The organism is Pectobacterium atrosepticum (assembly GCA_019056595.1).
GTDB lineage: Bacteria > Pseudomonadota > Gammaproteobacteria > Enterobacterales > Enterobacteriaceae > Pectobacterium > Pectobacterium atrosepticum.
The window spans coordinates 3,595,731-3,611,869 of sequence record CP036163.1; the positions used below are offsets into that span (position 1 = coordinate 3,595,731).

The following is a 16,139-nucleotide window of genomic DNA, read 5'->3' on the forward strand; positions in this document are numbered from 1 at the left end:
AGGACATGACACGATGACTTTTTCCCGCTCAAAATCTGGTTCAGCCTTAACGCGCACGCCGCGTCAGGCGTGGGTATTGGAACCGCGCATGATGTTTGATGCCGCTGCTGTGGTCACTGCGGTGGATGTGGCTGCGCACGTTGCCGTTGCGGCAACGGATTCCGCGCCCGGCGTCGATGCCACGCCGGTTAAGGCAACGGTCACCATCACCGATTCCAGCGACAGCTTTGCACCGATTGATCTGTTCAGCGGCGTTAGCGTGTCAGCGGATAACGGCGGGCAGGAACTGAAAGATCTCGTGATTACCGTCAACCGCACGGGCGCAAATCAGGCAATCGTCATCGACGGTACTGACATTACGCTGGAAGCCGCTAATGGCGCAAAAACAACAGCGGGTGATGGACAATACAGCTATACCGTTGCGGTGAGTGGCGCGACGACAACCATCACGGTGAGTATTGAGTCATCTGCTGATGCATTTGAGCCTACTGACGTTGCGAAACTGATCGACGGTATCGCCTATAAACCACTCGATAAAACCGTGGCTGGCGGCGATGTGACGGTAACGCTGAAAAGCCTGAGTGACGACAGCGACACTGCTGACCTGAATATCCACGCGACTATCACTGTTGACAGCAAGATCAATGTGGCGCCCGTGGTGTCTGCATCGGATGCGCCAGAACTGGCCGAATTAATCATCGTACCCGGTATGGAATCGCCACAGGACGTGCGTTACTCCAATAATGGCGAGCGTGCCTATGCCATAGGAATCGATGGCACACTGGGTGTCTTTACCGTTGGCGAGCATGGCAAACTGACGTTGAGCCAAACGCTGAGTGATATCAGCGCGCTCAAGGATGTGAAAGACATCGCGCTGAGTGCGGACAATCGTTCACTTTATGCCATCACGGGCGATAGCAATATTGTCGCACTTAGCCTTGACGACAATGGGCAGATAATTCGGCTCAGCGGCAGCGATGAGCTGCCGGTATATACCCAGACGATTGCTGTGCAAAACGGCAATATTACCGGACTTGCTGTCTCCAGCGATGGCACTCAGGTTTATGTCACTACGCAATGGAACGGCATGATCGTCTTTACTCGCGATGCGACGACGGGCAGCCTGACATTCTTCCAGCGCGTGAATGAGAGCGGAATCGATCGCAGCGGCATTGTGGCGAGCAGCGGTAACTATGTTGTCACGATGGGGATGGGGGCAAAGCACACGCTGTCGGTTTTCCAGCGGAGTGAAACCGGAACATTAACCTCTGTCGCGACGCTGGAAACGTCTGGGGAAGGTTATGGCGCAGTAGATTACCAACTGACGATCTCGAAGGATCAGCAGTTCATCTACGTCGCCGATCCTGACAGCGGTGAAATCAGCGTCTATCAACTGCGCGATGGTACTGAAGGGAAGACGCTGACCCGCACGGATACGAAAACGCTGGAAGGTGTCAACGCACTCTATCTTAACGCCGACGGTAGCCAGCTCTATGCCTTGAGCAGCGAAGGTGCATTACAGATTTACAGCGTCAACGCCTCTACGGGTGCGCTAAGCGAAAGCGGCCAGATTAAGGATATTGGCGATACGCGCGGCATGGTGCTGTCGCCAGATGGGCAATCACTGCTGGTTGCTGGCGAGGCGATTCAGCGCTTTAGCGCGTTACGCACTTATCTCTATGGCAGCGACTTACCGTTTGCCGATCATATTGCGCTTTCGGATAGCAATCTGGATGTGTTAAACGGCGGCGCAGGTAACTATAACGGTGCCACACTGACTATCGGTCGTGAAACGCCTTCCGCAGACGATCAATTCGGCCTGAGTGCAGGTAACAGCCTGACGCTGCAAGACGGAAAAATTCTGCAAGCAGGTGCAGAAATTGGCACCTTTGCACAGAGTCAGGGCACGCTCAGCGTAACCTTTACCGCTGATGTGACGAAAGAAACCGCCAATGCTGTCCTGAAACAGATTACCTACCACAATGTCGGCAGCCAGAGCACCACCGACGCGGTAGTGCTGACGGTGACAGCGAACGATGGAGAGCTGAACAGCACGGTGACCACTGTCGCGTTGCTGTTGACCGCCAATAGTGCGCCAACGCTGGTTAGCCAGGGCGGAAGCAACCTGACGCTGGATACGCGTGGCGCATCCGTCACACTATTCAAAGATACGGCGATCAACACCGGGGAAGCCGGACAGGCACTGACCAAACTGTCGATAGGTATTGATGGCCTAAACAACCCGCATCAGGAATACCTGACGGTGGATGGCACTGTCATCGACCTGAGCAAAGACAGTTCGGGCACCACGGTGAGCGGTTACCAGTATAGCTACACCTATAACGCCCTGAGTGATGAATCTTCACTGGTGCTGAGTCATGCTCAGGGCATCAGCAGCATGGCGATGATGAAGCTGGTCGATGGCCTGAGCTACTCGGCTGGCAAAGAGAGCACCAGCGCCAGCGGCTTGCGTACCATTACGCTAACCGAGTTGCAGGATAACGGCGGCACCGCCAATGGCGGGAGCGATACCGCGACGCTGCTGGTATCCGGCAGCGTCAATCTGGCCTTCAACGAACTGCCAACGATCGAGGCGACCTATTCCCCCGATGCTGCGCTGTTTTACAACGATGGGAAGCTCAGTGACTACAACGAGCGCGTCTCGGCGATCGGCGTTTCTCAGGATGGTAAAACCCTGCTGGTCACCGGCAGTGAAGGGAACAATAACGGCGGCAAGACCTACCTGCGCGTTTACGCTCGTGATGCGGAAACCGGCAAGCTGACGCTGCTACAAAGTTTCACGCAGGGCGAACAGGACGATCCGTCCACCCCTGTGATTGAAGTTAACGGACTGAATACCCTCACCACGCTGGCACAGTCGAAAGACGGCTCCAGCGTGTATGTGGCGGGCGGTAGCGGTAGCGCCTACTCGCTGGTGCAGTTTAGCCGCGATGCGACGACGGGACAGCTGAGCTATGTCGGCATCGTCGCCACACAGGACGTGAATGGCGTTAGCGGCCTGGATGCGGCGGTTTCCGAGATCGTGGTGTCCGACGACGGCACCTCGCTATATACCATTAATGGTGTGACGCCAGTTGATGGTTCTACCGGTAAAAATGCTGTTACCTTCTTCTCGCGCGATACCACTTCCGGTGCGCTGGCGTTTGTCGGCTCGCTGGTTGGTAGCGATACCATTCCACTGAAAAGCCCAAGCGGCATTGTGCTGTCCAGCGATGGTAAATCGGCCTATATCTCTAATCTGGGGAACAACAGCATTACCGTACTGTCGCGTGATGCGGATACGGGCAGCCTGAGCTATGTCACCACGATTAATAAAAGTACGATCGCAGCTGATACGAATAGCGCAGACATTCCGAAGGACGATCGTTACCTCACCGCGCTGCAAGATATCGTTATTTCACCCGATAACCGTTTTGTTTATGTGTCGTCAAATACGCAGGGTACCGTCTCAATTTTCAGCCGTGATGGGGACACAGGGGCGCTGACCTACGCGGGGACAATGGATTTATACAACAGTGAAAGCCATGTTCCTGCTGAGCTACGTGCGACATCACTGCGCGAAATTATTCTCTCTCAGGATGGTTCAGCGCTGTATGTTGCGGCGTTCGGCGGTAAGTCACTGCTGGTCTTCGCCCGCGACGCAGATTCTGGTGCCTTAACGTACCGTAATAGTGTTGAGCTCTCGGTTGCCACCGTCAACCACCTCGCTGTTAGTGCAGATGGTAAAAATATCTATGCGGGCGTCAGTACGTTTTTTGCGGGGCTAAACGTGTTCACCGCAGCGGCAAATGCACCTTATAGCCAGACGGCGGATGTACCGTTTGCCACGGGCGTTACGCTGTCAGACCAGGAGTTGGACGCCGCTGATGACTACAAAGGCGCATCGATCGTCATTAGTCGCAATGGTGAAGCATCGGCAAATGACCACTTCGCTTTCCAGAATGGAAGCGATCTGACGCTGTCCGGCAGCGAGATTCAGTATCAGGGCGCGACCATTGCTACCTTCAATGTGAGTGATGGTGCGGTGTCTATTGTGTTTACCGAAAGTGCTACGAAAGCGGTCGCCAATCAGGTTCTGCATCAGATTACCTATCGTAATGATGGTGATACGGCTGGCGCATCGATTCCACTGAAGATCACCTTGAGCGATGGTGCTAAGGATACCAGCCTGCTGTTGACGCTGGTGGAGAACAAAGCGCCGATCGTGGATAACGTGGGGTACGTCCCGCCGTCTGGTACAGCAGGACAGTCATATAGTGCCGTATTGCCAGAAAATCTGTTCCGAGCTCCTGAAAATGGCGCACTGACGTGGCGGGTCAACGGTCTTCCTGATGGATTAACCTTCGATTCCACAACCCGCACGATTTCCGGTACGCCAGCGCTTAATGGCGCAGGAGCCTTTACTCTTACCGTGATAGTGACCGATGAATCAGGTGCAGAGGCGGAGCAGACGCTTACGCTAACCATGACATCCGTTCTCGCACAAATGCCAGTGATTGGCGGTGAGTCGAGCGCCCTTCAGAATGATTACGGCCTTGATGGTTATGACTCCAATAGTTATGTCGATGTGCTGAGCGGAGTAAAAGACAGCGCGCTGGCTGCGGATGGGAAAACCCTCTATGTCGTGAGTTCACCTGAGGGGGGATCTGCGGTACTGAGCATTTTTGTACGCAATGAGGAAGGCAAATTTACCCTGTCGAAAACCTTCTTTAACTACCGCTCTGTTTATAACGATGAGACAGGGCAAAACGATAACGTTGTGGACAATGCCGGATTGGCCGGCGCGTCAGACGTCATTCTGTCCGCTGATGGGCAGTACCTGTATGTGGTGGGTAGCGAAGGCAATGCGGTAACGATCTTCCGCGTTGGTAGCGACGGTGAGCTGACGCAGGCTGGCGTCCTTGATTCGGCTGAACTGGATGGTCGTTCGCTGGATGTGCGTTCTCACATTGTTTCTCAGGGCGATTACCTCTACCTGACGGCCGCGCAGTCTGACAGCGATACAGATGCGCGTAGCGTGCTGGTGTTTAAGCGCGGGGTGGACGGCAGCCTGACGTCAGTTTCCCAGACCGATAATTTGATCGGGGCGAGCCGTCTTGTTCTTGATCCAACCGGACGTTATCTGTTCGTGTCGGGTTCAGGCGGTACGGTTGGTGTCACCGCATTCAGTATTGATGCACAAGGCGCGTTGTCTCAGGTCGGCCAGATTAGTGGAACGAGCGAGTATGACATCAATGGGCTCGCCCTCTCGCCTGATGGCAAAACGCTATATGCGATTAATGCTGATGGAATTCAGTACACACTCAATACGATAACGGTAGGTGCCGATGGGGCACTGACGCTTACGGATACAACGCCAATTACCGATGATGGGGGCGATACCGGTGAAGCGCTGGCAACCAGTCTGGTGGTTTCTGCTGATGGCACGTCGCTGTTCGTAATTGGCAAGAATATTTCTGTTTTCTCTCGTGCTGAAGATGGCAGCCTGACGTTGAAGCACACGATTAGCGGCAGTTGGGATAGCCCGCTCAATATTTCCTTCTCTGATCTGCAAAACGTGGAATTGAGTGCAGACGGCAAGCAGCTGTACCTGATTGGCGGCGATAAGATCCATGTGCTGAATGTCGGTACTGCCAGTGCTACCTACACCGAAGATACTGACGCAACGGTGCTACTGCCATCAGGTCGTTTGTCCGATCCGCAGTTAGATGCGTTAAATAACGGTGCGGGTAATTATAGCGGTGCGAGCATCACGGTAGGCCGACAAGAAGGCGGGCTACCGGAAGATATCTTTGGCTTTAAGGCCTATAACGGCTTGGCACTGGACGGTAATAATATCGTCAAAGATGGCACCACTATTGCCACCTTTACGCAGGCTGATGGTGTGTTGACGGTGACCTTTACGGCTGTGGTGACAAAGGCCGATGCGCAGAATGTGCTACGGCAGATCACCTACCACAATACCAGTCCGGATCCAGAACACGCGGGATCGTCACCGGCCTTCACCTTCAGCATCAATGATGGCGACAATAACGTCGCTACGATGGACGTGACGGTTAATCTTGTTGGCGTAAACGATCCGGCTGTACTGAATACGACGGTGCTGAATCCACAAATCCCAGGCAACGGCGAGTTCGTTAAGCTGTTTAAAGATACGCATATCGACACCGTCGAGAGTGGGCAAACTATCTGGCAGGTGGTGCTGACGTTTGATGTCTCAGGGCCAAATGAGACGATCAGCGTCGATGGCAGCACGATCGTGCTCGAAAAATCCAACGGTACACCGCGCACAGCCAGTGGATTGCAATATTCCGTTGAAGTGAAAGACGGTAAAGCCACGGTTCTCCTGTATGTCGGGAAAGACGGTAGCGGTACTGCCGAGATTATTGACAGCATCGGCTACAACTATCTGGGCAGCGAGTCCAGCGGGGAACGCCACGTTACCCTAATGGTCAAGGAAAATAACTATAGCGGCAGCGCCCCGGAAACCACTCTGGAACAAACCATTACGCTGACGCTGGTACCTGCGGCGGAAGCCAATACCGCGCCGGTTATCACGGTTCCGGCTACAACTCCCGCGTATACCGAACGCGCCGAACCTGTCGTGCTGGCACCTGACGCAACGGTGTCTGATGCACAGATGGACAAGCTCAACGACGGTAAAGGCAACTACGACGGCGCGACGCTGAAGATTACGCTGGGCGAGGGTAAAACGGCGCTGGATAAGCTGAGTCTGGGTGCTGGTAACAGCCTGACATTATCGGGTGATACGCTTCAGAAAGATGGTGTGGCGATTGGTCAGGTCAGCAATAAAGACGGCGTGTTGACGATTCACTTCAATAGCAATGCAGGCACGATCCCCACCACGGAAGACGTGCAGAACACGCTGCGTCAGATTACCTACGCCAGCGACAGCCATACGCCCGCCGCACAGGTCGCGGTGACGGTAACATTATCCGATCGCTATCTGGTGTCTCAGATCACTGCCTTGTCAGTGGCGATTACCGCTATCAATGACACGCCTGTGGTGGCGAACGATCCGGTGCTCTCTGCCGATGAATTGCGTTTGGTGAATGCGTATACCGCGATTACCGGGCTGGGCACGGTGACGGCTGCTGCCCGCACGGCAGATGGGTTGGCGGTGTATGTCAGCGATGATAAAGGGGCGATTGCCTTATTCCAGCGTGACGCGAATAGCGGTGAATTAACCTATGTGCGTACTTTTTCCGCCGTAGACGGTGTTCAGGGGATAAGTCAGCTACAGGTTTCTGCCGAGGGCAATAGCGTGTATGCGCTGCGTGCCGACGGCAACGCAATTGTTTGGTTTAGCCGTGATGCTGAGGGCAATCTGGAGCATAAAGAAACGCTTAATGAGGGAGAAACGAATCGTTTCGAAGGCAACCTCTGGGACGTAAAAAATATTACGTTGTCGGAAGATGGCAAGACGCTGTATGTCATCAACAACTACAACCTTCTCTGGTTTAGCCGCGATGCGGCAACAGGCAAACTCGATTATGTTGGATTGATCGAGGGGGGGATGTGGAGTGAGCCTTACCTATGGCAACCCAGTGAGCTGGTCAGCCGCGGCAATCTGCTATTTGTGACGACGAATACCAGCAGTGGTTCATCACTGATTGTGTATACGCGTGGTGACAACGGCGAGCCGACGCTATTGGGGTACACCCGCGACTTTATCGATGCCTCGGATAATACCGTGCAGCTCTCTGGACTGGAACAGATAACGGTCAGCGCCGATGGACGCAGTGTCTTTGTCGCCAGCGCAGGGCAGATCGATGCCTTTGCGCTGGATACGGCAACGGGAACCTTCACGCACCTTGCTCGTGTCGCAGCAGAAGGCTCGGTGAGTGATATTGCCCTCTCTGCGGATGCGCGAGTGCTGTATGTTACGAAAGACGATGGTTCGCTCACTCGCTATGTGTTGAACGATCAAGCGCTGATAGCGCTCGATACGCAGGTCAGTGGCGGTGCGGGTTTCACTCATCTGCTGCCGGTTGACGGTAGCCTGATTGCAGCTGGCAGCGGCGTAACGGCGCTGGGTGAATCATCTCGCCTGCCGGTTTACCGTATCGATGGTTCAGCGGTCATCGTCGCACCAGCCATCATACTCAATGATGCGGAACTGGATGCATCGAACGGTGGGGAAGGAAATTATCAGGGGGCGTCGATCACGCTACAGCGTGGTGAAGCGGCGTCTGCAAGCGATCGTTTCGACTTCTCCGCTGGCAAGGGTTTCACGTTGGCGAATGGCGTGATTAGCCAAGAAGGGCAAGCGGTTGCGACCTTCACGCAGGTGGACGGCAAACTGACTGTAACCTTCACCGCAGCCATTTCTCGTGCAGATGCGACGACGCTGGCCCGCCAGATTAGCTGGGCGACGAGCGCTCCACTGACCGGAAACGCGGTGTCGTTGACGCTGGTATTCAATGATGGCGAAGCCGATTCCACCGCGCAGACGCTCGGTGTTACGTTGCTACGAGAGAGCAACCTGCCGCCTGTTGGTCATGCTGAGCAGTTCACTCCGCCAGCCGCACAGGTTGGTACCCGCTGGTCTTACTCCTTGCCCGATAGCCTGTTCAGCGATGCGGAAAATGATGCACTGACGCTGTCGATCAACGGTCTACCGAACGGGCTGACGTTTGATGCCGCAACGCGCACGATCGGCGGCGATCCGACCGTATCGGGAACATTCAACCTGACGATTATTGCCACGGACAGCGTGGGCAACGTGACGGCGCTGAATGTGGCACTGACGGTCAATACCGCCTCGACGCCTGTCGATCCCGGCACACCAGTCGACCCCGGCATACCAACGGAGCCGGTCAATCCTGATAACACCACCACAGCGGCACCGGTCATCCTTGTGCAGCAGGGCGTAAGCCTGCCTGTTGATTCGAACGAAAGAGATCGCGAACAGCCGCTGAGCGCGATTGTCGCCGACCTGTCTCGTCCAGATGTTCAACCGCTGCCGACCAACATAACTGCTGAGCCTGTGCGTCAGCGCGATGCTGATACGGCGCGCCAGTCTGATGCCCCGTGGGTGCTCGATCCCGTGATGTCGCAGCTGATGCCGACGCTAGATCAGGTCAATTTCTCTTCTCGTGCTAGCACTGTCGTGCGCGATAGCACGGCAGTCTCTCCGGCGGATTCCAATCTGTTCCTGAGCGTGCGCGGTCAGACAACGGCGCTGGAGTCGGCGTTTAGCAGCGTGCAGGGCGCGTTACGGCCGGATGCCTCCGGCGCACTCGCCTTTAGCTTGCCGCAGCGCATGTTCAGCGTGCGTGAAGGCAATGCCACGCTGACGCTGCAACTGGCGAATGGGCGTCCACTGCCTGCGTGGATACAGTTTGATGCCCGCAGCGGCGTGGTACGCATTACCGATGCCAGTGCATTGCAGGTGAATCAGGTCCAACTGGCGCTGAAAGCTCAAGCCTCAGACGGCACCAGCCGGACGGTGCCAATCACGCTGCAAACCGGACAGGGCGATGGCGCAGCGATGCCTACTGACCATGGCGCGATGCAATCGCCTTCCCTCCCCATTGAAAACTGGGATGTTGAACGGTTAGCGCCAGCGGGGAAAACCGCTTTTACCGAACAGTTGCGTCAGCATCAGCCTGAACAGGATGAACTGCTGGCGGCGCTCAGTGAGTTGAGCAGCCTGCGTACATAGCACACGTAGGCTGAATATTAAGACGAGATTTTATTTACTTATACCCTAAATAATTCGAGTTGCGTGAAGGCGGCAACTGCACGAATCCCCAGGAGCTTACTCAGGTAAGTGACTGGGGTGAGCAAGGGCAGCCAACGCACAAGCAGCTTGAAGTATGACGGGTATAACCACTAACCCGGGCGCTTGCAGGTGGTAATCAATCTACCGCCTGCAAGATGAAGGGACCAGACAAATAGAAGATGGGGAGAACCCGGGTGAATCAGCACATAGCGCATTTCTGGGATAGCCAGCAACACGACAGTCAGCAGCAGAACGTTCAACGCGAGGCTAGACCACGCTCCACAGGTTCCCGGGCGTTACGGATCGCGGTGACCCTCGCCTGTCTGGGATTGGCTGGCTGTGCCGTCAAACCAGAACCGGTAACGGTTGAACAGCAGGTTGCACAGGCGCTAAGCGACAGAACACAGATGTTCGCCAATCAGGAACCGGTGCGCGGTACGATCACGCTGGATGAGGCCATTGCCCGTGCGCTGAAATATAACCTGCAACAGCGGGTCGCGCTGCTGGAACAAGCGATGGAAGATGACCTATTGGGCGTACAGAATCTGGACATGCTGTTACCGAAACTGACCGCGCGCGCCGGGCTACAAACCCGCGACAACGTAGCGGGCTCTAGCAGCGAGTCGGTCACTACGGGCCGACAGTCGCTGGAAGCGTCCACCAGTCAGGATCAGACCATGCGCACCGCCGATTTGACGATGAGTTGGAATGTGCTGGACTTCGGTATCAGTTATTTCAATGCCAAAGTGCAGGCTAACAAATCTCTGGCGGCGGAAGAACGTCGTCGTCGCGTGGTGGCAGATATTACCCGTCAGGTGCGTACCGCTTATTGGGAAGCGGCAACGGCGCAGCGTTTGCAGCCGGAAGTCACTACTTCGTTGACGCAAGCACGTCAGGCGCTGGAATACGCGCGTCAGACCGAACAGCAGCGTCTGCTTGCACCGGTTGAAGCGCTGCGTTTCCAGAAAAATATGCTGGAGATGGTGCGCCAGTTGGAAATTGTCGACAGCGATCTGGTGGTGGCGAAATCCCGTCTGGCGGCGTTGATGAACCTGCCGCCGTCCAGCAAATATGATGTTGTCGTGCCGAGTGAAAGCAGTCTCGTAGCGCCGAAGATGGCCTACTCGCTCGACGATCTGGAAAACTTCTCGATGGTGAAACGTCCGGAAGTGCGTGAAGAGAACTATCTGGCACGCAACAGCGTACTGGAAACGCGTAAATCGCTGCTGCGTCTGCTGCCGGGTGTGTCGTTATTTGCCGGTATCAACGGCGATAGCAACAGCTATCTGGTTAATCACCAGTGGGCGAATGCGGGCGTTCAGGTCAGCGGCAACCTGCTGAACGTGCTGTCGTGGTCATCGGTTAAACGTGCCGGACAGGCGAATGAAGATCTGGCAGAAGTCCGTCGTCAGGCGTTGCGCATGGCGGTATTGACGCAGGTGAATGTAGCCTGGCAAGAATACCAGCAGAGCACGCGGATGTTCGGTCGCTATCAGGAACTGGCGCGGATCCAGCGCGGCATCCTGAACCAAACCACGCTCAGCGTACAGCATCGTGCCGAAACGCAGATGGAGCAGGTACGCGTCAGTACGGAAACCATTCTGACGACCCGCGCGCGCGACCGTAGCTTTGCCGACGTGCAGAACTCGCTGGGCGCGGTGTATCAGGCTGCCGGGCTGGATGTGCTGCCGGATAACGTGAACGATGTCAGTCTGGCCGCACTGAGCAGCTCGATTGCCCGCACCACGGGGAATCTTGAAAAAGGCGGTGTTGCGGTGCCGCGTCTGTCCCTGTCAACACCGGCTACGCCTGCCACCACGACGGCTTCTACCATAATAGCTCCATCTGCAACGAAGCCCGTCACGCCTGTTGCCGTGACGCCATCGGCTAACACGGGGAAACCCTATCGCGTGGTGAACACGGATATGTGGGACAACCTGCAATCTCTACAGGCGGGAGGCTCGCGTTAATGGCTGTCTGCATGATGCGTCCGCTGTTACTGGTGAGTGCGTTAAGTCTGCCCCTGTGGGGGCAGGCTGCGACCACAGGAGACATTCGTGTGCAGCTTAGCGCACAGCGTTACACCGTGTTATCCAGCGAAATAGCCGGGAAAGTGACGGATATTGCAGTGAAGGAGGGCGAACACTTCAAACAGGGTGACACGCTGGTAACGTTTGATTGCACCGTGCTGCGTGAAAAACTGAACTACTCGAATGCCGCAGAGAATGCCGCGCGTAAGAAGCTGGCGATTGCCGATCGGTTGGATAAGCTCAATTCGATCAGCCTGTCGGATGTCGATCAGGCACGATCGTCGGTGTCGATGGCGCAGGCAGAAAGCGGTGTCAATCGCGCCATGCTGCAACGCTGCGTCATTAAAGCTCCGTTCTCTGGTCGCGTAACGGAAACCAAGGTCAAGCGTTGGGAATCCGTGCCTGAAGGGAAAGAGCTGTTGGCGATTTATGATGACAGCGCGTTCGAGCTGGAAATGATCGTGCCGTCGCGTTGGTTAGTGTGGTTAAAGCAGGGCAGCGCTTTCCAGGTCACGCTGGATGAAACCGGCCTGAGCTATCCGGCTGAAATCAGCCGCCTTTCGTCAGCGATCGATCCGGTCAGTCAGTCGGTGAAGGCCTTTGGTCGGATTACGCAATCCACCGCAGGATTACTGCCGGGCATGAGCGGCGTCGCGCAGATTGCACCGCCTGACGCAGCAGGTAGCGTATCGCCATGACCGATCGGAACACAACGGCAGCAGCAGCAACCGAACAGGATACCCGACTGGCGCTGTTGGCCGAGCTATTGCAGTTGCAAAGCCGTGCCAGAGCGCGGGAAACGCTGGATGAACTGGCGTTTTTCATCGTCAATGAAACGCACCATCTGGTGAAGTATCGGCAGGCGCTGCTGTGGGACTGCGACAAACGACGCTTGCAGGCAGCTTCCGGGCTGGCCTCGCTCGATCACAACGCGCCGTTTTGCACCGAATTTAGCCGCCTGTGCCGCCAGTGGCAGGAGGAAGGACGCCAAACACAGGTGCTGCAATGCCAAGAGTTGCCTGCTGACGATCGGGTTCTATGGCAGGAGCATTTGCCGGAATTTTTACTCTGGTTACCGTTGCGTGTCGCTCAGGGGAATGCGCCGCTGGTGCTGGTGTTAGCACGCGACAGCGCATGGCTGCCTGCCGAAATCGTGCTGCTGGAAAAACTGGCTGACGCCTACGCGCATGCGTGGTCAAGCCTGTGCAAAGTGCGTCGTCGCCCATCGAAAACGCCGCCGGCCAGACGCCGCCTGATCCTTGCCGCCGCGATCGCGCTGGTGCTGATCTTATTGATCCCGGTTCGCCAGTCGGTGCTGGCTCCGGCGGAGATCGTCGCGCACCGTCCGGTTATGGTACGCGCGCCCGTGGCGGGTGTGGTGGATGACATTCTGGTTCGGCCCAATCAAACCGTTAGCGCTAACCAACCGCTGGTGCGGCTGGACGTGCGCGAACTGGAAAATCGGTTGGAATCGGCGCGGCAGTCTTTTGCCACTGCCGATGCCCAGTACCGTCAGGCGCAGCAGCAGGCGTTGTTCGATGCTAACAGCAAAGCCAGTCTGGCTGTGCTGCAAAGCCGCCGAGAACAGGCACAGAGCGATATGGATTTTCTGCAACGTCAGCAGGAACGTATGCAGCTCGTTTCCCCGCGTGACGGCGTGGCGATTCTTGATGACGCCAGTGACTGGATTGGGCGCTCGGTGGCGGTCGGGGAGCGCATTATGATGATCGCCGATCCGCACGATGTGGAGCTGGAAATTCAGTTGCCTGCGGCGGATGCGATTGCGCTGGAAAATGGCGCGGATGTCCGCCTGTTCCTCAATGTTGCACCGAATTCTGCACAGGAAGCGCGGCTTGAACAGATTGGTTATCGCGCTGCGCCGACGCCGGATAATGTGATGGCCTATCGGCTGCGGGCGCGTTTTACGCAGGATGACCCACTGCTGCGCGTAGGCCTGAAAGGTACGGCTAAGTTATACGGGAAACGCACGGTGCTATTCGTTTATCTGCTGCGTAAACCGCTGGCATCCCTGCGTGTTTGGCTGGGCGTCTAACGATGGCCGGAGGTGCGACGCCAACTGCTGGGCTCAGTCCGCTGCGCGATGAACTGATCCTGCATACCGGGCCAGCTAATCGCGATGGATCGCCAAGCTGGACGCTGGAAGATCCGCTGCGCGGTCTTTATTTTCGTATCGGCTGGGCAGAAATGGCGATGCTATCGCGTTGGTCGATGGGGAACGCCGCACAGATCGTGGCCGAGGTTAACCAGACTTCTGCATTGACGCTCGATGACAGCGATGTGCAGTACTTCAACCGTTTCTTACAGGCTAACAGCCTGACGCGTGTTTCCGGTGATGAAGCGCTGGCGCAGTTTACCCGTCAGGTGGAGCAGTCACGCGTCTCGATTTGGCGCAAGTTACTGAAGAATTATCTGTTTTTTCGTATTCCTTTATGGCATCCCGATCGTTTTCTGGGCGCGACGCTGCCGTGGATCGCGCCGCTTTTCAGCCGTACTTTTCTCAAGCTGACGCTGCTGGTGGCCGTGCTGGGCTTATTCCTCGCCGGACGCCAGTGGGAAACGTTCAAACATACGTTTTTGCACTTCTTCACGCTGGAAGGCGCTGCGTTAGCCGGGCTGACGCTGTGCTTTACCAAGATCCTGCATGAGTTCGGCCACGCCTACACCTGCAAGCGCTTTGGTGCGCGGGTTGCCACGATGGGCATCGCATTTCTGGTGATGATGCCAGTGCTGTACACCGATACATCCGGTTCATGGAAACTCACCCGCCGCCGACAGCGGATGGCGATTGGCGCAGCGGGTATGATGACCGAACTGGTGCTGGCGGCGTGGGCTACGCTGGCATGGAGCTTCTTACCGGACGGCATGCTGCGTAGCGCCGCGTTTATGCTGGCGACGACCACCTGGATCATGACGCTGGCGATTAATCTCAGCCCGCTGATGCGCTTCGACGGCTATTTCCTGCTTTCAGACGGATTACAGGTGCCGAATCTGCAAAACCGAGGTTTTGCCATCGGCCGCTGGCAGATGCGGGAGTGGCTGTTCGGGCTAGGGGATACACCGCCGGAGCACTTTCCGCGCTGGCTGCAACGCACGCTGGTGGGCTATGCGTTTGCGGTGTGGATATACCGTTTCTTCCTGTTTACCGGTATCGCGATTCTGGTTTACCACATGGCGTTCAAGCTGCTGGGGATGCTGCTTTTCGCGATTGAAATCGGCTACTTCGTGGTGATGCCTGTGGTGAATGAAGTGCGCGAATGGAGTAAACGTCGTAAGGACTATCGTATGAACCGTAATATGACGACGACGCTGACCGTGAGCGCCGTGGTTCTGCTCTTGCTGATGATTCCCTGGCAGCGCAGCGTGTACGCGCCGGCGCTGCTGCGGGCGGAACAGCAAAGCAGCCTGTATATGCCTGTACCCGCGATGATTCAGCACATTAACGTGCAGGTTGGTCAGCCTGTGCGCGCTGGTCAGGCACTGTTTACGCTATCGTCTGATGCGCTGGCGCATGAACGGCAACAACTGGAACGACAAATCTCTACGCTGAACTGGCAAAGTACCTTTCAGGTATTCAACAAGGAAGCAGTTGGCGATCATCAGCGTGTGAAGCAGGAGCACGAAGCCGCGCTGCAAAAATTACAGGTATTGCAGCGTCAGTCTGAACAACTGACGGTACGTGCACCGATAGACGGCGTAGTGGCGGATATGGCAACGCCGCTGGAAACGGGCGAGTGGATGGGGCAGGGCGAATGGCTGGCCGTCGTGACCAAGCCAACCGGCGGACTGGTGGAAGCATTCGTGTCGGAAAAAGACTGGCAGCGACTCAGCACGGGCGGAAAAGGCACGTTTTATTTACAGGATGTCAGCCGCGCGTCGCTGCCGCTCACTATTGTGGAAATTGCCAGCACGGCGACCCGCGACCTGAATGCCACGCCGGAACTAGCCTCGGTTTACGGCGGTGATATTGCCACTCTGAGCGATTCACAGCGCAAACTGCATCCTGAGCAGGTGGTTTATCGGGTCTTGCTCAGTCTACCTGCCGATTATCGTGCTCAGCCGCAGGTACTGCGCGGCACGGTAGTCATGGATGGTGAGGCTCAAAGCCTGTTGATTCGCGGCTGGAAAGTGGTATCCGCCGTGCTGATCCGCGAACTGTCATTCTGATCGGTTTTGATTTCTGCGATGTCGATCCTGACTTTCTTCCCGCTAGTGCCAGATTCTTTTTTTTGCTGGCAGTAGCGGGAAGGAGGGCGCTTATCTCCTCGATTATGTTGTTCCTGATATCTCTATCTCATCTATTTAAAATGGCAGAAATTTTT

At 56.1% G+C, this 16,139-nt stretch carries 5 protein-coding genes; all 5 read left to right on the plus strand.

Annotated features, from left to right (window positions below; genetic code table 11):
* The first annotated feature begins 13 nt into the window (after positions 1–13).
* The gene (locus DCX48_17065) at positions 14–9,709 is read left to right on the plus strand and encodes a hypothetical protein (GenBank protein ID QXE16077.1); all 9,696 of its coding nucleotides are present in this window, start codon (positions 14–16) and stop codon (positions 9,707–9,709) included.
* A 254-nt stretch (positions 9,710–9,963) separates the two neighbouring features.
* Positions 9,964–11,739 (plus strand): TolC family protein, encoded by a 1,776-nt coding sequence (locus tag DCX48_17070; protein QXE16078.1) that lies wholly within the window; start codon positions 9,964–9,966, stop codon positions 11,737–11,739.
* A complete protein-coding gene (locus DCX48_17075; protein ID QXE16079.1) occupies positions 11,739–12,497 on the plus strand; it encodes an efflux RND transporter periplasmic adaptor subunit in 759 nt (252 codons plus the stop codon). The genes DCX48_17070 and DCX48_17075 overlap by 1 nt, the downstream gene beginning before the upstream one ends.
* The gene (locus DCX48_17080) at positions 12,494–13,852 is read left to right on the plus strand and encodes an HlyD family efflux transporter periplasmic adaptor subunit (protein ID QXE16080.1); all 1,359 of its coding nucleotides are present in this window, start codon (positions 12,494–12,496) and stop codon (positions 13,850–13,852) included. The genes DCX48_17075 and DCX48_17080 overlap by 4 nt, the downstream gene beginning before the upstream one ends.
* A gap of 2 nt (positions 13,853–13,854) precedes the next feature.
* Entirely contained in the window at positions 13,855–15,984 is a 2,130-nt protein-coding gene (locus DCX48_17085) for an HlyD family efflux transporter periplasmic adaptor subunit (GenBank protein ID QXE16081.1), read from the plus strand.
* Positions 15,985–16,139: the final 155 nt, after the last annotated feature.

Bases quoted from the DNA above. Each gene is read 5' to 3' on its own strand.
- DCX48_17085 (QXE16081.1), top strand. From the start codon at position 13,855: ATGGCCGGAGGTGCGACGCCAACTGCTGGGCTCAGTCCGCTGCGCGAT.
- DCX48_17080 (QXE16080.1), top strand. From the start codon at position 12,494: ATGACCGATCGGAACACAACGGCAGCAGCAGCAACCGAACAGGATACC.
- DCX48_17075 (QXE16079.1), top strand. From the start codon at position 11,739: ATGGCTGTCTGCATGATGCGTCCGCTGTTACTGGTGAGTGCGTTAAGT.
- DCX48_17065 (QXE16077.1), top strand. From the start codon at position 14: ATGACTTTTTCCCGCTCAAAATCTGGTTCAGCCTTAACGCGCACGCCG.